Here is a 19,341-nt window from a genome sequence, read left to right on the forward strand (position 1 = left end):
GCTTAACCTTGCCTTTATCCGCATAATCTTTGTCGCAATCGATCAACAAAAACCATCAATAGATTTGCAAATCGCCACCTTTAGGCAATAAACCTCCTCTTCCAATACGCGTAAGGGTACTACCGGAACTAAGACCGCAATAATCCTGACTGAAGATGCTGGTATCGAATTGCGGACCACCAAGATTGGCAAGTACGCCACTCAGATTTAACTGCGGTGCCGTCACGTTTAGCGTTCCACTGACACCGGTTTCTGACACGGCCTGTATGACATTCAAACCGGAAATAAAAGGTTGCCAGGCAGTCGGCGAGCCCCCCATAATCAGGGTGTCGTTGCTAGGAATTAGTCCACCTAAATTAAGTAGGATGTTGCCCCCCGAGCCGCCTATGGCGTTTGCTTGTATCACACCCGTATCCATAATTAGCAAGTTTGCAGTCACCGAAATATCACCGCCATTGCTGTTGGCCCCGTTGACGCTGGTCAGGAAGCCGGAATTTTGCAGGCTAACCAGTTCGCCGCCACTTATAAAAATAGATCCCCCATTGCCAGTGTTGGCCATGGTGCTTATGTAAGATGGATCTAATGTCAACCAGTGGGAAAAAATAAGAGAAATATTGCCAGCCGCAATATTCCCAGTGGACGCACTAGTGATTGAACTATTCCGCATAAGAATATCTGGAGCGCGGATTGCTATGTTGCCGGGATGAATTGTAGAAGCTCGGTTTTCAGGAACGATAGCATCGTTTTGAACGCTGATATATCCGCCATCGGTAAGATGAAGCCAATCGTTGGCTACAATCGATATATTGCCGGTTTCTCCGCTTGAACCGGAACCCAACGATGCGGATGAGATGTAACCACCGCCATGGACAAGTAGCGTATTTGCTGCAATATTCACTACACCAGCCTGACCTAGCGACTGCGAAAAGCTGGATATTGTCCCGCCATTTCGTATATCCATATTGTCAGCTTGCACATTGACAATCCCAGCATTGCCGGTGACGAGATTATTCGACACTATGTTCTGATCGGGTCCAGTAATAGACATAATCCCTGTAGCCAAGGAGGAGCCTCCTTGATCGATTGTCAAACCTCTGACGTGCGACACATTCACTTCGCCGGCATTGCCTCGACTGTGGGTACTAGTCGATATTTGGCCGCCACTGAGTATATTAAGGGTACCGGCCTGCACATTGATCTCACCGGCATTTCCTGATCCAAGGGCGGATGATTCCGATAAAATACCGCCTCTTTGATGGGACGTGCCTTGGCTGCCTATGTTCAAAGCATAGGACGCATTGATGTTTATAGTACCTGCATCGCCAGTTCCGGCAGTAGAGGTTCTAATAATACCGGCATTAAAAATGTCCAGTGTATTGGCGTTAACCTTTATAAGGCCGGCGTTACCAGTACTTAGCTCGAATGCAGACGAATCAATGCCGGCAACATGCTCTGTATTACTTAGGGAATCTATAGTCAAAGTATTGGTGGTAACATTTATATTACCGGCATTGCCAGTACTTAGCTTAAGCGCGGATGAATAAATGCCGGTACCAAACTTTGTATTACTCAGAGAATCTATGGTCAAATTATTCGAAGTTATTTTGATAAAACCTGCATCGCCACTCGAGAAGGCGACATTGGCTATCGATCCGCCATTAAGTATATTCATTGTTCCCGCATTGACAGTTATATCACCCGAGTTACCTGAAGACATGGAATCTGCACGAATCCCCGTTGCGGAATCACTCGTATAATCCCCGCGGTTGATGGTCAGGGTATTGTTGACATTGACCAGAATATCGCCGGATTTGCCTGCATTTCTAGAAACAGTTTCTATTTGTCCACGATTTAAAATTTCAAGCGTATTTGCCCAGACGGAAATATCACCGGATTTAACTGAAGATCTAGCTTCCGAATGAATTCCTGTAGAAATATTGGAACTGCCTCCGTTTAAAGACAAGACATTACTTACTACCTGAATACCTTTTGCTGATGTCGACGCTATGCTACCAGTATTATCAACCCGCCCAGTTCCACCATTGGCGAATGAGACATTATCGCCATAAATCGATATTCTCCCGCCGCCATCGCCGCTAGTAATGATTGCACTTTGATCGATATTAATAACTCCAGCGTTGCTTGCTAATGGAGGGGGCTCCGGCAAAGGCAAATATCCTGGGTTGTTTGGTACAAGACTAACCGAGCCCTGTTCTTGCATGGCTACCATGCGTATTTCACCTGCCTCGGCTGTTAGGATTGCCTGATCTGTAACTTGAATCTCTCCTGCCACGATGTCAAGCTTAGGGTTATTTTGTGAGGGATTAAGATTGAGATTCAATCGGGCATGATGAATATCAATCAAACCATTATTAGCGGAATTTGTCGCCAGAAAACCCAAGGAGACAGGATCGTCATTGGGAAGAGAAATACCGCCCTGCAAATTTGGATCGGCATAGAATATTCCGCCGTTTTTGAATTCAATTTTATCCGCAGTACTGACATGAAAAGCGCCGGGTACATTCAACTGCGCATTTGGGCCTAAAGCGATGCCGTTGGGATTAATAAAGTAAAACGAAGCATGTCCGATATTGGAGCGAAGCGTGCCATCGATACTACTTTGTGTGCCTCCGGTTACGCGCGAAATAACATTGCTGATCGTATCGCTAGAATTTCCTGAAAAGGTGACTGTATTACCAGAGCCTATATTAAATTTTGAAAAACTGAAAAATAAATTGTGACCGGCTAGATTTCCAGAATTTTGTTCAACAATAGTGTTGTTTTGACCGTTTGTTAAAATATAATTTGCCACTGGCACCCTAGGGTCAATAGCAATATTATTAACATCAACAGCCAAGGAAAACGAAACTGGAAACATCATCCCAAAAATGCAGTAGGCCAAAATGCGCAGCCAAGCGAAAGTTTGTATATAGCTAGATATAATTGAAGCCCCCAATACAAAATCGATAAATCTAACTAGAAATATTATTTTCATAACCAATTACCCACCAATATAAACGGTGACCAATAAAACGGATTTTCCAGTCTGTCCTGTTTAATCAAACTAATTTGCGCTTGCCTTAACGCTTGCGCCTTGCTGGTGCCGGAAACGGCAAGGGCTTTATAAAATTCGGCCATCAACTGCGAAGCTGCTTCATCGGAGACTGGCCATAAACTGCCCAAGGCGCTACGGACTTTGGCTTTTAGAGCAATGCCGCTGATACCCAGCGGTGCGCGGTCATCGCCTTCGGCGGTCTGGCAGGCGCTTAAGGTAAGCAACTCCACCGGCTGCTTAACGAATTTATCCGATTTCAGCAGCCGTTCCAGGTCGTCTATGTTGATGACATTGTCATAAGCCATCAAAAAAGTGGTGTCGGCGGAATTGCCGAACACTGCGTGAGAGGCTATGTGCACCATTGAATAGGGCTCCTGCAGCACTTGCTGATTAAAACCTTCCACGGTGAAGTCCTGATTCATCAACACGGTGTTGGGCATTTCCCTGCGTAAAGTATTAATTTCCTCCGAGACACCGGGCAGGCTGAGGGCTTGTTTCATGTTTCTTTGAAAATCCGCGTCCGTTACCAGTCGGGCAATATCCACTTCGCGCGACTTGTCCGGTTTGCTGTTTAAGCCAACCGGTAAGGCACGGCTAAAGGGCTTTTTGGCAAGATCGACGCCGCGTTCGCTGGCCGCGACTAATGCTTCCATAAAGGCAGGTGGTAAATGTGAGATTACCGGGCCGGGTTCGCTCAGACCGACCAGCAGCGCCTTTTGGCTATGATTTAGCGAGGCGGTCGATTCGATGATGCTGAGGCCGGGCGAGGTGGCAATGGCATAGCGTTCGACCAGATAGCGTTCGCCATCGTACAAGGCAGCCACCGGGATCATCCTCAATGCCCCGTCGGGCAACATCACCAGGGTTTGAATACCCTGCTCGCGCAACCAGGGTTCGGCAGGGGCGATCAGCCAGTCATAAAGCTGTTTGGATAAAATCTTGGCGTCCTTCTGAGCATTGCGTAGCCTGTGCGCCAGTTGTTGTATCTGGTTTTCGATCCCGTCGGCCGGGACGGCTTGGGTAAACTGCTTAATCTCGCTACCGCTGCTAATCAGCAGCTCCAGGCGGTCCGGCAAGATGATCGGGTAGATAATGGCGGTGGTGCTTTCAACGTTATCCAGCAGTACATTTTTATAGCTTTGCACTGCGCAGCGCCCACCCAGAAAATCCTCCAATTCGGACTTTTTGATCAATTCCACGGCATCGCGAGCTCTGCGCAACAGAGGGGACTTTTGATCTTCGCTCAGTTTGGCAGCTTGCGCCAGCAGCACATCGGCCAGGCCGAGATAGACTGGTTCCAACACCTCTCGAAACGAAGAGCGACCGTTATGATATTCGACTGGTATGTCGTGACGAATTTCTTCGATCTCATCGATGGCGTTTTGATAATAAACCGTGGCTTCCGGCAATTGTTGTTTGAAGCGGTATAAACGGCCTTGCCGCCATTCCAGGTTAATCAGCAAATCATGGGCTTCAATGCCTTGCGCTAATTGAATGGCTTGCGTATTCAGGCGCATCGCTTCTTCCTGGCGGTTTTGGTCTTCATACAATTGGGCCAGACCGTCAAGGCTTTCAGCCTGAAGTCTCGGCTGTTGATCGCCTAAATTTTGCCGCGCCTGCTGGAAGCTGTCATAGGCCAGTTTCAGCCCCGGCGAGCCTAGGCGTTGTGCTTGCGCGCCAAGCTGCAATAGATAACGGCTGCGAATGATGGGATCGGCGATACCGTCAAGCGTGGGATTAATGGCTGTCAATTCAGCGAGACGTTGCTCGGTCGGCAGCAGGGACGCAAGGCCCAGCCGAATGCCGATCACCAGTTCCGGATTGCCGCCGGCAATGGTTAGCGCCTGCTGGTATTGTTGACGCGCGGCATCGGTTTGATCGCGACTGTTCTGGATATTGGCTAAAGTGACAAGCCAACGGGCGCGGTCCGAGGCAGAACCGGCATTTGAATCGATGGCTTGGCGGAGAAATTCTTCGGCGGCCACGTAATGCCGCATTTGGTAGTGGGTTTGACCATACAGGCCGTTGATTTTTGCATTTTGTTCGTCGCTGGAAGCCGATTTTTGCGCGCTGCGCAGTGCGTCCAAAGCCAAAAAGTATTGACCTTGTTGATAATGCTTTTCGGCTTGACTGAGTAAGTCTGTCAGGTCGCTGTCCGCAGCCTGCACTAGTCCGGACATGAAAAAAAGTCCGAGAGCGAGTGCTAACCTAAGGTTTTTGTAATTGATGCACATGTCATGAATCACCGGATGTCTTTATAAAAGCATTAAGTCCCATATCAACTGAGAAACCTAGAACATATCCCAGCGGGCACTGAAATGAATCCCGCTATCTTGAAGATCGCTCGTTTGTTGTGGTTTAGACGTATTTAGGGCATAACCGTAATACAGCTGAGCAAACATTGGTTTGAATTGCCATTCAAGGCCTACTCCCAGCGAAAAAAGTGTGGTAGCGGCGGAATTGGTCGGCTGATCCACATACCAGGCTTTGCCATAGTCAACAAAAGGAACCAGGGTTAGCTTGTGCTTGGCGTCTGCATCACCGCCGATCAGGGGATAATGCACTTCAGCGGAAATGTTGTAACCATCGTCACGCACCAGTTGATTTTCCCGATAGCCGCGTACCGTGTTAAAACCGCCAATGGCAATCCGCTCCAGGGGTAGCAAGGGGCTGCCGCTGAATTGAGCGTTGCCTCGCAACACCAGTTGCGCGCCGTTATCCATAAATCGCCAGGCGTATTGAGCCTGCCCCAGCCAGGAAAAAAAATCGCTGCTGGGATATCGTGAAAAATAGCTTTGATAATAGGCGGGCACCGGCCGTGAACGGGTAGCGCCTAGGGCATTCATACCGACGTTAAAGCCGGAATGCAATGCCAGGGCGTGATTATCCCAGCGTTGGCTGAAATCCTGAAAGATGCGCCAGACGGTGGCCTGATTGCGGCCGGTCGGTTCGCCGGGAACGAAGGAAAACGGCATGCCCAACAGAGACGTTTCATTTTCGCGGACGGCCAGTAATACGCCTAAACTCAAGCGTTGACGGGGCGTGTTGATGACGGGGTGGCTAATGCCGCCCTCAAAGCTATGCACCAGGCTGGTAATATTCAATACGTTGATAGGCTGTTCCATCACCATTGAATCGCCCTCGTCGAAGCGAAAAAATGCCAAGGTACCTGCGTCGTTAATCGGCAAGCTTATACCGCCCGAATAGCGGTTAGAACCGGCGCTGGTGATATAGGTAAAATCCAGGCTGTCGCCAAGACCCGTCAGGTTTCGAAGTTGTCCATAAACGCCAAAAGCTTCCGCGCCAATAGACGGTGGACGCTGGTTGTTGCCGAAAACGCTGAGCTTGTAGGGCTGAGCTCGGGTGACATCGAGGTCTAGAATGCTGGTGCCCGGCGAGGTGCCGGGGATAATCCGGCCATTGATCCTGCTGATCAATGGATCGGATAACAATAGTTGATAGTTATCTTGCAGGTTCTGCAGATTAAAGGCTTTATCCTGGTCGTCAACCAGGCGATTCGCCACGTAACCGTCACGTAAGCCGTCCATCCCTTTGATGCGGACTTCTTCTATGCGGCCTTCAATGATCTTGATACGCAGCTCGCCATCCCGGTAGGCGTCTTTGGCGATCACCGCGCCGGAATTGACATAGCCGTGATCCATATAATAATGGGTCAGCTTAAGCCGCAATTGTTCCAGTTCTGCGACGGATACATTCCTGCCTTCGTAAGGCTGCACTAGAACGTTTAGCTCTTCTGCGGGAAAGACTTGATTACCTTCCAAAACGATTTGCTTAATATATAACAAACGATGATCAAGCGAGTTGGCCCCAGAATCGGGAATCTTGGGTAAAACAAATTGATCGACGGGCTTTTCGTTTTGGAATTCCGGCGGCGGTAGCGGTTCGGCTCCGGGTCGGTTCATCGAACCGGTGACGTCAATTGCCCAAGCTGATGATAGGAAACAGATCCAACTTAAGCCAGTCAGAAACAGCTGTAAGCTGACCAAAGCCCATTTTCCTAGCGGACGGCGATGAGTTAGATGAAAATGAAATGTCATATTTAAACTATCAATTAAACCGTTGATATCGATAATGCTTAAAAAAAGCACTATGGTCTTTTACGGAAAGCTTCAGGGACTCCGCCAGACACTACGACCCCATGGGGTCTATGACTTTATCCTTGGACTATGGAACAGTTATTTTTAAAATTGAAATCTATTTAAATATTTAAAATTCAATGACTTGTATGAGTCTGCTCTTCCGTAAATGTACTGTTGGATTAAAAGATAGGGAACGAATTGAATCCGCCCAGAATTTTTTCTTCGCCTGGAATTTTTCCTATGAAATATGTGTGATCCTTGTCGCACAATTCATTTAATATTTCAACTGAGTAGATTTATCGGTTTTTTAGTCGTCTTAAATAGCGTGGCAAGAAGTGTTATCGAACAAGTGCGCGGACAGCACCCTGAGAGCTGGCCCCGAAAAATTGAACAGCCGGTTAAGTGAAAATCCCTGCTACTTTTGAACGTCCGTAAGGACAAAACAATGGAGCAGAAGATGTCCAAAAAACCGAGAAGAAAACATTCGCCGGCCTTCAAGGCCAAAGTCGCCTTGGCCGCTTTGACGGGTGATAAAACCCTGGCGCAGTTGACCCAGGAGTTTGAGATTCATCAAAACCAGATTGTCGACTGGAAGAAACAGCTGACCGAACGGGCTGCCGAGGTGTTTGGGAAACCCGCGGAGCCCGAATCACCGCCAGTCGACCTGCTAGCCCTGCATGCGAAAATCGGCCAACTGACCTTGGAAAACGATTTTTTAGGGAACGCGCTCACCAAGGCGGGATTGCTGAGCGCAAAACGATGATAGACCGTGAATCCAAACTGTCGATTGGCCAGCAAGCGCACCTGTTGGGGATCAGTCGAGGTAGCGTTTACTACCTGCCCAAGCCGTTATCAGCGCGCGATCTGGACATCATGAAACGCCTGGATCGATTGCACATGAAACATCCCTTCATGGGCGCCCGGCAATTGCGAGATCAGTTGAATGAACAAGGGATCACCACTGGCCGTAAGCATGTGAAAACCTTGATACCCACAGGGCACAAGTGAAGCGGATGGGCATCGAAGCCGTGTATTGCAAGCCTAATACGAGCAAGAAAACGCCAGGGCACGAAATCTTTCCCTACTTGCTGCGCGGCATGACCATCAACCGAGCCAATCAGGTTTGGGCCCTGGATACGACCTATATTCCGATGGCAAAAGGCTTTGTTTACCTGACTGCGGTTGTGGATTGGGCCAGTCGGAAGGTCTTGGCAGCCAAGGTCGCGATTACACTGGAAGCCTGTCATGCCGTCGATGTGCTGGAACAGGCGTTTCGGCTGTATGGTAAACCGGAGATCGTTAATACCGACCAGGGTAGCCAATTCACCGCCAAGGCGTTTGTCGATGCCGTGAAAAATCAGGGTTGCCAGTTGAGCATGGACGGACGGGGCGCCTGGCGAGATAATGTTTTCGTCGAGCGATTGTGGCGATCGGTCAAATACGAGCGGGTTTACCTACATGCGTACGATTCCGTCGGCCAAGCCAGAGCCTCGATTCTGGATTATTTCGAGTGGTATAACCACAAGCGACCCCATTCCAGCTTGAACCGAAAAAAGCCTCATCAGGCCTATACCGATTTGCTGCCACCGGTCAAAATGGCAGCCTAACCAACAGCAGGGATTTCACTTTAATTTTGGGAATTGCTGTTTAAAGGTTTGGGGCCACCTCTTCCGACACCCGTTTGAGCGTCCGGATTTAGGCGAGCAAATAGAAATTATCGCTGCGTCACTATGGCCATTAAGAGACAATCAGTTTTTTACAGCAATGACAGGTGTAGAGTTTACAACCACCGTTCAATTACTTCGTCATATGTAATAGGGGGCATAATTAAAGTTGGTTTAGTAATTGTGAATTACTCGATAGTTTTACCTAACAGAACAAGAATCCCGAGTTCGAATAGCTTTTAGCTTTAAACCAGCTGCTGGCCGAGTACCAATGTATCGATAATCGGACAATCTGGTTTATTGTCCCCGCTACAAGTTTGCGCCAACCGGGCCAGAATGTCGCGCATTTCAGTCAATTCGGCAATTCGTCGGTTCAAATCGTCGACATGGGATTGGGCCAGCGCTTTGACATCAGCGCTGGCTCTCGCCGGGTCTTGCCATAGCGAAACCAGATCGCGGATTTGGTCCAGCGAAAACCCCAGACCCCGAGCTCGTTTGATCATTCGCAACACCTGCAAATCGGTGTCGTTGTAGGTCCTGTAGCCCGATACAGTGCGTACGCTTTTTCTGATTAGTCCGATACTTTCGTAGTGGCGAATCATTTTGGCGGATAGGCCGGTCTTTTTCGAAGCTTGGCTGATATTCATCGATCACTCTCCAACATGGGTGGACACAGCGTTGCGGGCGGCGAACTTGCCGCCCGCAAGCAGGTTCGGTTAATGCCTGACGGATTGTAAGGAGCCGGCGGGTTTCCAAGTCCTCAGCAATAAGGCGTTGCCAATTACGCTCAGCGAACTGAATGCCATCGCCGCACCGGCCAGTTGCGGGTTGAGTAAACCTAGCGCCGCTAATGGGATGGCCGCGAGGTTGTAACTAAATGCCCAAAACAAATTTTGCCGGATTTTGCGGTAGGTTCGCCGTGCAATATCGAGCGCGGCACCTACCAGTATCGGGTCGCCGTGCATCAGCGTAATGCCGGCAGACTGCATCGCGACATCGGTGCCGGTCGCCATGGCAATGCCGACGTCGGCGGCCGCCAGTGCCGGCGCATCGTTGATGCCGTCTCCAACCATTGCCACATGGTGGTTCTGCTGTTTCAGCAATTCCACTTGATAGGCCTTATCCGCCGGTAATACTTCGGCGACTATGTCGCTGATGCCTAAAGCGTGGCCGACCGCTTTGACGCTGCCGCGATTATCACCGCTCAACAATACGATTTGGATATTCAATGCCTGTAATTGTTTGATGGCAGGATATGCAGTGGATTTGAGTCGGTCGCCAAAGGCCAACATGCCTAACAACCGTTTTTGCGGCGCGGCCATCGCCAGCCAGGACACCGTACTGCCGGCAAGCTCCAAGGCACGGGCGCGTTCCGCCAGCCCACCCATATCAATGCCCAATTCAGACATCAAGCGGCTATTGCCCAGACGCAAATCGAGATTCCCCACTGTTCCGGATAGCCCACGTCCAGGCAAGGCCGTAACGGCATCTACCGGCAAGGTTTGAATCTGTAACTCATTTGCGGCTTTGAGCACCGCCTTTGCCACCGGATGCTCGCTACCAGTTTGCAGCGAAGCGGCAAGCCGCAACAAGCGTTCGCGGTCGACACTCAACGGTAGGGCTTCGACCAGGTAAGCTTTTCCCTGCGTCAAGGTTCCGGTCTTGTCGAAAATAACGGTGGTAATACGATGGGCAATTTCCAGCACTTCGGGGTTTTTGATCAGAATTTCGTGGCGGGCGGCAATACCGGTGCCAGCCATCAGCGCGGCAGGCGTTGCCAAACCCAGCGCACAGGGACAGGCGATTACCAATACCGACACGGCGTTGATAATCGCGGTTTCCATGGCGGCACCCTGCAACCACCAACCCAGCCAGGTCATCAAGGCAATGGCTAGTACCACCGGCATGAACCATGCACTGACCTTATCCACCAAATGTTGAATCGGCGCCTTGGCCAACTGTGCGTTCTCGATCAAGCGAATCATTTTTGCTAAGGAAGTCTCTGCGCCGACCGCATCGGTATGCACCACCAACAAGCCTTCGCCGTTGATGGCGCCGCCAGTCACTTTATCGCCGGATTGTTTGGCGATCGGCATACTTTCGCCGGTAACCATCGATTCGTCGATATGGCTGCGGCCATCGGCGATGGTGCCATCGACCGGGATACGCTCGCCGGGGCGGACGACGACCAAGTCGCCGACGTTGACGGTTTCAATCGCAATTTCCAACTCTCGCTTGCCGCGATTGACACGAGCGACTTGCGGTTGTAGCGCTTGTAAAGCAGTGATCGCCGAAACCGTTTGCCGCTTAGCCCACGCCTCCAGCCATTTACCGGTCAACACCAAGCTAATCACCACGGCTGACGCCTCGAAATACAGATGCGGTGCCATACCGTCAGTCCGGCTTGTCAGTTGGTAAACGCTCAAGCCATACGCCGCACTTGTACCCAGAGCCACCAGCAAATCCATATTACCGGCACCGGCTTTGAGTGCTTTCCAGCCCGCCCGATAAAAACGCGCCCCCAATACAAACTGGACCAACGTCGCCAAAGTCAGTTGCAACCAGCCCGGCAGTGAAACTTGAGTACCGAAAGGCTCGAGTAGCATGGGTGCCAGTAACGGTAGCGACAATAACGCCGACACCAATACGGCCAATCCATCTCGCGGCTTTGGTTTGCTTACCAGTCGCTCCGGTTTGGCCGATGCGCGATAACCGAGAGCGCTAACTGCGTTTATCAGCACGCTGGCATCGACTGCCGTATCGGTTTGGACTAAGGCGCTTTCCGTGGCTAAATTTACGCTGGCTTGCTGTACGCCGGGAATCTTATTCAGCGCCTTTTCGACACGCCCTGCGCAGGACGCGCAGGTCATGCCCTCTATCGACAAGTAAACCGTGCGGTCTGCCAGGTGGTTGGAATTGAAGGTTTTCATGATCAAGTCTCCTGTTGTAATTGACTGTGTTCAAAGTGTTCGGCTTACCACGATGGGAAGGTCAATAGTTTTTTTGCTTTTTTAGTTACTGGCATTTATTAAAAAAATTGATAGAGGGAAAGATGCAAGGCTCTATCCAACTGGTTTATCGACGATGGCATAAATCACATTGGCTGAAATCTCGGTAACCGATTGACTTGCCAATTGGTGGAGATTGGCCTGCTTCACTTTCTGTAACTGTTCCCCATTCAATTGCTCCAAGGTGCCCCGATATCCGCTACCCATCGCCAATATCCACCAATCTTCAGGCTCAGGCAGAGCGTGAGTCGCGTCTTCGGCAAAAATGTCCACTTTGGTTAAACCGGCCGAGGCCAGCATCTCCAACAATCCTTCCGGTGTGGAAATGCGATCCCAAGGGTTGAAGTCTTTATACAGATCAGGGCGTTGATGGCGAATGGCTTGCCAAAGCGAGGTGTTGGCTGGCTCGAATAACTCAGGCCCCCAGGTTGTAATTGCCAGGCGCCCGCCAGGCCGGACTTGGCGCCACAATTCCCTGACCGCGGTGGCCATATCAGGCACGAAAAAGATCCCAAACACGCAAACGACGGCATCAAAATAACCATCGGGATAAGCTAACGCGAGCATGTCACTAACCCGAAACTCCAGGTTCTCAAGACCATCGGCTTTGGCTTTTTCAGCCGCCATCGCCAACAATTTTTCCGCCAGATCGACGGCAACCACTCGGCCGGCTACGCCAACCTTTCGCGCCGCCGGCAGGGCTGAAGCGCCGGTTCCGGAACAAACATCCAATACCCTGTTTCCTTCTCTTAACCCCAATCGCTCGATGGTGTTATTGCCGAATCGGCTCCAAAACGTATTGGCCGGGTGATCGAATAAATCGGCGGCGGTGTTATAGGCATGCGCGGTTTTCTTACTGGCTACCAAATGTGATTCCATTTCAACTCCTGAAAAATTATTCAAATTTTAATCATGGATAGCTGCCTTACATCAGTGACCATCCGGATTGCATCAATATAAAGGTTTACATAATTGGAAGGTCAAGCAGAATTAGGGGGCATGATGATCGTCAGATGACATCGACCAGCGACGCTGGTAGTGCCGAAGGCATCCTAGTTCCATTGCCAGCACTTCCAACATTCGTCTCTGTCCCCCCTTTACTTCTTGGAAATCGACAAGCGTTATCGGAAGGAGGCCATTCGTGCAAAGTGTTGAGCAACTGATGATTTACTAAACCGATGTGCCGGCTAGATGGCTATTTAGCATGTACTGTTGTAACGGATAGATTGCTTATCAGGCCGAACAATAAAAATGTCGAGCCGACGAATGCCGATATGGAAAGCGTTTCTCCCCAAAACAGGCAACCGATCGATAGGCCTATAATCGGCGTCAATAAGGAAAATGATGCAACGGTGGTCGCGGGATAATGCCGCAGCAACCGATTCCAGGCCAAAGTGCCTATCAATAATGCGCCTAGCGACTGGTAAAGCACTGCTATTGCCGCCGGGACTGCGGAAGCCGTAGTCAAATTAAAAATCGTCTGATGGTTTTCAAACGCGGCGCTCAGAGCCGCCAATGTTAAAGCTGGCATCAATGATGCCCAGACGATAAAAGCCAGGGAGTCTGAGCGTTGTCCGGCAGTTGCTACTATTCTGACGACGATATTTCCCGATGCCCAGCCGGCAGCGCCCATTAAACTCAACGCCATGGCAATCAACGGCACCTCGGCGGATTCATCACTCGCGATAATGCTTAAGCCTGTTAGTGCCGATCCCAGAGACAAACCTTTACGTGCATTGAGCGACTCCAATCTTAATACCATGCCGAACAACATCGTGAAAAATACCTGCGATTGCGCCAAGACGGAGCTAAGGCTCGTAGGCATCCCGTGATGAATTGCCAGAAACAGGCCGCTGAACTGAACTGCGCCCCAGCCTAGTCCGTAAACAACTATCGTTCGCCAGCTAGTGTTTGGTCGTGGAACAAACGGTATCAGCAATGCCACCAATCCGAAGCGGAGACTGGCAAAAGCCAGCGGCGGTAAATCCTGCAACCCCCAGCGGATTACCGAAAAACTGCCGCCCCAAACCAGCACACACAATAAGACGAGCGCAATGTGTCGTGGTGCCATCGCCGGTCAGACTCCAACGACCGAACAAATCACCACGCGCCAACCATCCGGATCTGCATAGGTTCGGCTTTTATCCAACCAATAGGGATTTTCCGGCGCTACTTCTTCAGCACCGACCGATGCAAGATTTTCAAAAAGTGTTTGTCGCTGATCAGCATTGGTGACGTATAACACCAGAAGGTTTTCGGCGGAAGGCATAGAGCATGGAGCTCCGAATGCATGCTGGGTAAATTCCAGGTGATAGTCACGCCCGGGTAAGCCGAGCATGACGCCGTCATAGCCGGAATGGTTTTTGAATGAATCGATCACCGGCAAACCCAGACCGTCGCGGTAAAAACGTACAACGGCAGCCAATTGATTGGTGGGTCTGGCAACCCTAATTTGAGCAAACTTGATACCGTTGGGAAATTCGATGGATAATTTTGAATTAGACATTTTAATCTCCTGACACTGGCCCGATACCACCACGGTTACCGCTAAACCAGTGGCGTACAGTTTCAGTTATTATCAAGATGAATAGAAATGAAGAAATTGTACGTGGCTTATGAATACAGTGCATGACTTGAGGCGTATAGATTTGAACCTGCTGGTGGTTCTGGACGCACTTTTAGAAGAGCGGCACATCTCGCGCGCGGCAACTCGATTAGCAATGACGCAGCCGGCGGTTAGCCATGCACTCAATCGCCTGCGCGATCTCATAGGCGATCCATTATTAGTGCGGGTCGGCAATGAAATGCGCTTAACGGCTAAAGCAGCAGCCTTGCTAAGGCCGTTAGCCGATGCCCTGACTCATGTCCGCAATGTCGTCATGTCAGAACCGTTTTCGCCTGAAAATTGCCAGAGAACCTTTCGCCTGGGCATGTCTGATTATGGCTCTGCAGTTGTCCTGCCAGGGCTGTTGCAGCGTCTTCGCGCCGAGGCTCCGGGTGTTAATCTGGTTGTGACCCAATCATCGCGACTGGAGATGTTGCGACAAGTGACGGAAAGCGAATTGGACGGTGCAATTGGTGTGTTTCCGATGATGCCGGAGGAACTGGAAAGCGATACTCTTTTTCAAGAACGCTTTGTGTTGGTAACGGATCGCCGCAATCTAACGGAGCAAAACGGCCTATCGCTTAGCCATTACCTTGAGGCCCCGCATATCCATGTTTCGGTGCAAGCCATGCACCACAGCCATGTCGATAAGGCTCTGGCCGCGCTCGGAGCGCAACGCCGCATAGCGGTGCTGGTGCCGCATTTTACGGTTGCCGCCGACTTATTGGTCGGAACGGATTTGTTGCTAACCATTGCCGCGCGCGCCATCAATATGGAAAAAATCTCCCCCGACTTAGTTGTCTTGGAGCCGCCGTTCGCAATACCCGGCTTCGACTTCGTATCGATCTGGCGTGCGGGAGCCGACCGGAATCTCGAACTGACCTGGCTGCGCTCAAGCATCAGGGCTATCGGGTTGTGAGGCACGCTGTAGAAAGCAAAAGACTTGCATCGTCAGGCCTCAGCGCGGGCCTTGATGGCTAGATTCATCGCTTCAAAGCCCATTTTGGTATCTTTCTCAAGGCTCTTTTTGAATAACGGCACCAGCAAGCCGCTGAAACGCTCGCTCTGCGTAAAGCGGATGCGTCTGTCTGCGATAGACTCAATGACAAACCGATGTTCGCCATCGAAGAGATTGGGAAACAAGAAATGTCCCAGCCAGCGTAGTTCCTTTCCCGGTTCGACAGCCAAAACGCGCGGCCGAAACGTCATCGCTTTTCCACCATACGGTTGAATGTGCACTTTAAGCCGCGCATCCAGTTTTACTTCACCGTCTATGTTGAGAATAAACGGATTCCATTCCGGATAAACCGGGAACTCGGTAAGAATGGACCAGACGTGTTCCGGCTCGGCAGCTATTTCGATTTCAGTATGTAACCGATAGGTATTCATGGGCTTTCTCTGAAGTTAACGTGGTTTAAGTAAAATCGGTCAATATTTCGTCCGTGCCTCTAACCTTGCAGAACTCGCCGTCAAGGCTGGCCAAATGCACGTTATGGATGGCGTCAGCGGAGATATTGACGCCGTCGAGCCCACGGCGATTAAAAGTGGCGGTCGCGTCGGACACAAGTATGGTTTCATAGCCGAGATTGCCCGCCATGCGGGTTGTGGTGGAGACGCAATGGTCGGTGGTGAAACCCGCGATGATAAGGTTATGTATGCCGTGTTCTTTAAGAAACTGATCCAGACCCGTTCCAATGAAAGCACTATTCACCTGCTTGCCGAAGACCGGTTCGCCGTCCGTGGGTTTGGCTTCCGGTTTGAAATCGCAGCCAGGTTGATCCGGCGCTAACGGCGAATCTGCGGTGGTGGAAAGGTGTTGAATATGGATTATCGGTAACGACAATGTTCGCCAACGCGCCAGCAGCCGGGCAATGTTCCGTTCTGCATCGGGGTTATTTCTGATGCCCCATTTCGGGTGATCAAAACCCTGCTGCACATCAATTAAAATTAAAGCCGTTCGTTTCATAGGATACTCAGTTATTTAGCATTAAAAAAACCGTGATATAGAACCTCGGGTTACGATTTTCTAATCCGAGAGTAAGCACCGATTTAGAAGCGATCACATATGGCACATGTTAATACCCTAAACAATCAGTAAAGCCGAGCTGAGATAATCGCACTCATCACTTAAATTTTGTCCTTCAATTTATTTGGCTGCCGGAACCGATGTTTACCCGCAACTCGGAGGAGGCGACGAAATTTTGGACATTCAAAATGGCTCGGCGCATTGCAGACCGCTGCATGGCGAAGTCCATCACGCATAGCCGTCAGTTCATTAATTTTTCTATCCAACTCATCCGCCTTGGCCAAAAGCAAAGTTCTATCGATGTCAGGCCCTTCAGGGGTAAACATCTCGCCGATCTCATCAAGCGAGAAACCGGCACCGCGCGCCAAAGCAATTAATGCCAGACGCTCCAACACATCGCCACTGAATATACGGCGCAACCCTATTCGCCCTGTAGACCGAATCAATCCTTTCTCTTCATAAAAACGCAACGTGGAGGCCGGTAATCCCGATGCCTTAGTAACCTCAGTAATATCCATACATTTTCCTGTTGAAATTAATGCTTGACCTCAAGTTGACTTGAATTTTTATCCTAGGCTCGAAAATAACGGTTTTTCAAGACTGAAACACCAAATAAATGTTGAATTTTAATAGGCTAATGATTTAAGGAGTCGAGATGGAAGCAAGTTTCTGGCATCAAAAATGGGAACGCGGTGAGATTGCATTTCATGAAAGCGAGGCAAACCAACATCTGGTCGCGCATTTTAAAGAATTACATCTGAAAAAAGGCAGTCGCGTGTTTCTGCCGTTGTGCGGTAAGACCAGGGATATAGCGTGGTTGCTTAGCAGAGGTTATCGAGTGGCTGGCGCGGAATTGAGCAAACTCGCCGTTAGCGAGTTGTTCAATGAACTTGGCTTAGAGCCAAAAACCTTTAAGGCTGGAAAATTGACCCAATACAGTGCTAAAGACATAGACATATTCGTCGGTGATATTTTCGACGTGTCTACCGAGCTTCTTGGTGCCATAAACGCGATATACGATCGAGCGGCCTTAGTTGCCCTGCCATCCGGCTTACGGGAGCGCTATACGTCGCATCTGATGAACATAAGTGGCACGGCAGCGCAGTTACTGATTACTTATGAATACGACCAACTGCAGATGGATGGGCCTCCGTTTTCAGTGACCGAAAACGAAGTAAAGCATCATTATGAGGCTGCTTACCGACTGAAGTCTGTTGAATGCAAGAATGTTGAAGGCGGATTGAAGGGCGAAGTTGCAGCAACGGAGACCGTCTGGTTACTCCAAAACGCTAATAAATAGGTTGGTTTATCATGCCGGGTGTTGAATGGATATCGTTGTATCTTGTGCTGGGTGCTTTGGCGGGCTTTATCGCGGGCTTACTGGGACTTGGTGGCGGCGGAATTCTGGTTCCTTTTCTGTCATCCATTTTTCTTTACCAAGGTACTAGCGTAGAAAAAGTAGTTCATGTGGCATTGGGAACGTCATTGGCTTGCATGATTATTTCTTCAGCCGCAAGCGTCCACGCACATGTTTCACGAAACGCGGTTGACTGGCAGATCGTTCGCGGAATGTCTCCGGGAATCATCCTTGGTTCTATTCTGACTACCCAGTTGGCCGCTAACTTTAGCGCAGCCTATATTGCCCTGTTTTTTGCGCTGTTTATGGCGATTGTAGCGGTGCAAATGTTTATGAATTGGCAGCCCAACCCCCGTCAAATGTCGATGAGCTTCCGCGGACTGGCTACGGCTGGAGTGTGTATCGGATCAGTATCAACACTTGCTGCAGTGGGTGGAGGTTTTCTGACTATTGGCTACTTGGTATATAGGAATGTGGCTATAAAAAAAGCCATTGGTTCCTCGGCGGCAATTGGATTACCTATCGCTGTCACGGGCACAATTGGTTACATGATTAGCGGCTGGTATGAGACATTAAGCAACCCCTATGTCATTGGGTTTATAAATGTGCCAGCATTTTTAGCGATCTCTACCGCTAGCGCTATTGTCACCCCCTGCGGCGTTGCCTGCTCCCATAGACTGCCAGTAAATTATTTGAAAAAGGTATTCGCTATTATTTCGCTGATTTTGAGTATAACGATGCTAGTTTCGCTCGTTTAATATGGGGATAGATATTATGCTCAACATTGCGATAACCAGGGGCGAAAATTGGTCCGATAAAGGATTTATTGGTTATGACGAACGTTATCGGTTGGTGGCTTTAGCGCACATTTGCTATTTTACAGAAACTCCTAATCGTTTGTTGATGGCCGATTGGATGAGATCACCAACGGCTGCTTTGTGGCCCTCAAATTCTCAGAATCAAGATATTTCTGACTGGCCGGTTTGGAGAAACGTGACGGACCTGAATGGGTCGAGACCGATATTACACACGCACTCCTCTACCAGCAAGACATCGCCAACTTGGGCCGCCGGAATAAACCGCAGGTCTTTGACCGGGCCTTGCCATTGGATATATTCGATGTCGGCAAACCACGGCTGCGTATAGTCGTCTTCGACCAGCCGTTTAGCAATCGGTCTAAATCTCGTCTCTTCCACCGCAGTGAAGACCACAATTCGCGGAAACCAGTCTTTTACCCTGCGTTAAAAAATGTCTGAGTCCGGGCTGGGGAATTTGGCTGTAAGCGGTCGAGATCAGCGTGCCTTCCAGGTCTAGGGCTAAAATGGTCGGTCGTACGATAGGCATGCGCATCCACAGTTGCGGCGAATCAGCGCTAAAAGCCGGTGCGGCCCATTTATCGAGCTCCAGGGTTGACGGTTGCGCTTATTTTCCCAGCAACCAGGCTTTTTTCCGGCTCGTTTTCCAAAATAACCAGAAGATTTTAGCGCCTGACTGAAAGGTTGCTGTTCCGAGCGATATCGTTCGCG

15 protein-coding genes and 1 pseudogene are annotated in these 19,341 nt (G+C 50.0%); 4 read left to right on the forward strand and 12 right to left on the reverse strand.

The genetic code is table 11. The features are described from left to right. Positions 1 to 55 precede the first annotated feature (55 nt). The 3 genes from METH11B_RS0103490 to METH11B_RS0103500 form a co-directional block, all read right to left on the reverse strand. Positions 56 to 2,995, reverse strand: a complete 2,940-nt coding sequence (locus tag METH11B_RS0103490; RefSeq protein ID WP_026600810.1) for a two-partner secretion domain-containing protein — start codon at positions 2,993 to 2,995, stop codon at positions 56 to 58. Next, on the reverse strand, positions 2,992 to 5,235 hold the full coding sequence (locus METH11B_RS0103495) for a CHAT domain-containing protein (protein WP_197026926.1): 2,244 nt from the start codon (positions 5,233 to 5,235) through the stop codon (positions 2,992 to 2,994). The genes METH11B_RS0103490 and METH11B_RS0103495 overlap by 4 nt, the downstream gene beginning before the upstream one ends. 111 nt (positions 5,236 to 5,346) lie before the next feature. Further along, complete coding sequence (locus tag METH11B_RS0103500; RefSeq protein WP_197026927.1) at positions 5,347 to 6,978, reverse strand: ShlB/FhaC/HecB family hemolysin secretion/activation protein; 1,632 nt, start codon at positions 6,976 to 6,978, stop codon at positions 5,347 to 5,349. 634 nt (positions 6,979 to 7,612) lie between these two features. On the opposite strand from METH11B_RS0103500, the pseudogene METH11B_RS26110 reads away from it, so the two are divergent. Further along, positions 7,613 to 8,762 (forward strand): annotated as a pseudogene (locus METH11B_RS26110) (IS3 family transposase). A 302-nt stretch (positions 8,763 to 9,064) separates the two neighbouring features. Here METH11B_RS26110 and cueR read toward each other — a convergent pair. The 5 genes from cueR to METH11B_RS0103540 form a co-directional block, all read right to left on the reverse strand. Continuing rightward, positions 9,065 to 9,466, reverse strand: coding sequence for a Cu(I)-responsive transcriptional regulator (gene cueR, locus METH11B_RS0103520; RefSeq protein ID WP_026600816.1), 402 nt, complete (start codon positions 9,464 to 9,466; stop codon positions 9,065 to 9,067). A gap of 69 nt (positions 9,467 to 9,535) precedes the next feature. Further along, positions 9,536 to 11,749 carry a heavy metal translocating P-type ATPase gene (locus tag METH11B_RS0103525; protein ID WP_026600817.1) on the reverse strand — a complete coding sequence of 738 codons (2,214 nt, stop codon included), beginning with the start codon at positions 11,747 to 11,749 and terminating at the stop codon, positions 9,536 to 9,538. 132 nt (positions 11,750 to 11,881) lie between these two features. Then, positions 11,882 to 12,706 (reverse strand): class I SAM-dependent methyltransferase, encoded by an 825-nt coding sequence (locus METH11B_RS0103530; protein ID WP_026600818.1) that lies wholly within the window; start codon positions 12,704 to 12,706, stop codon positions 11,882 to 11,884. A 316-nt stretch (positions 12,707 to 13,022) separates the two neighbouring features. Next, positions 13,023 to 13,898, reverse strand: coding sequence for an EamA family transporter (locus tag METH11B_RS0103535; RefSeq protein ID WP_036275573.1), 876 nt, complete (start codon positions 13,896 to 13,898; stop codon positions 13,023 to 13,025). A gap of 6 nt (positions 13,899 to 13,904) precedes the next feature. Further along, positions 13,905 to 14,333 carry a VOC family protein gene (locus METH11B_RS0103540; RefSeq protein WP_026600820.1) on the reverse strand — a complete coding sequence of 143 codons (429 nt, stop codon included), beginning with the start codon at positions 14,331 to 14,333 and terminating at the stop codon, positions 13,905 to 13,907. 109 nt (positions 14,334 to 14,442) lie between these two features. Between METH11B_RS0103540 and METH11B_RS0103545 the strand changes: the two genes are divergently transcribed. Beyond that, complete coding sequence (locus METH11B_RS0103545; protein ID WP_036275575.1) at positions 14,443 to 15,351, forward strand: LysR family transcriptional regulator; 909 nt, start codon at positions 14,443 to 14,445, stop codon at positions 15,349 to 15,351. A 32-nt stretch (positions 15,352 to 15,383) separates the two neighbouring features. Here METH11B_RS0103545 and METH11B_RS0103550 read toward each other — a convergent pair whose 3' ends face one another. From METH11B_RS0103550 to METH11B_RS0103560, 3 genes are all read right to left on the reverse strand, one after another. Continuing rightward, the gene (locus METH11B_RS0103550; protein WP_026600822.1) at positions 15,384 to 15,821 is read right to left on the reverse strand and encodes an SRPBCC domain-containing protein; all 438 of its coding nucleotides are present in this window, start codon (positions 15,819 to 15,821) and stop codon (positions 15,384 to 15,386) included. 25 nt (positions 15,822 to 15,846) lie between these two features. Beyond that, entirely contained in the window at positions 15,847 to 16,398 is a 552-nt protein-coding gene (locus tag METH11B_RS0103555; RefSeq protein WP_026600823.1) for a cysteine hydrolase family protein, read from the reverse strand. 161 nt (positions 16,399 to 16,559) lie between these two features. After that, complete coding sequence (locus tag METH11B_RS0103560) at positions 16,560 to 16,976, reverse strand: helix-turn-helix domain-containing protein (protein ID WP_026600824.1); 417 nt, start codon at positions 16,974 to 16,976, stop codon at positions 16,560 to 16,562. A 137-nt stretch (positions 16,977 to 17,113) separates the two neighbouring features. Between METH11B_RS0103560 and tmpT the strand changes: the two genes are divergently transcribed. Together tmpT and METH11B_RS0103570 are read left to right on the forward strand one after the other, a co-directional pair. After that, positions 17,114 to 17,758, forward strand: coding sequence for a thiopurine S-methyltransferase (gene tmpT / locus METH11B_RS0103565; RefSeq protein WP_026600825.1), 645 nt, complete (start codon positions 17,114 to 17,116; stop codon positions 17,756 to 17,758). 11 nt (positions 17,759 to 17,769) lie between these two features. Continuing rightward, positions 17,770 to 18,573 (forward strand): sulfite exporter TauE/SafE family protein, encoded by an 804-nt coding sequence (locus METH11B_RS0103570; protein ID WP_026600826.1) that lies wholly within the window; start codon positions 17,770 to 17,772, stop codon positions 18,571 to 18,573. A 201-nt stretch (positions 18,574 to 18,774) separates the two neighbouring features. Here METH11B_RS0103570 and METH11B_RS27575 read toward each other — a convergent pair whose 3' ends face one another. After that, entirely contained in the window at positions 18,775 to 19,011 is a 237-nt protein-coding gene (locus METH11B_RS27575) for a hypothetical protein (RefSeq protein ID WP_155931074.1), read from the reverse strand. Between the last annotated feature and the right edge of the window lie 330 nt (positions 19,012 to 19,341).

Source organism: Methylomonas sp. 11b (genome assembly GCF_000515215.1).
GTDB lineage: Bacteria > Pseudomonadota > Gammaproteobacteria > Methylococcales > Methylomonadaceae > Methylomonas.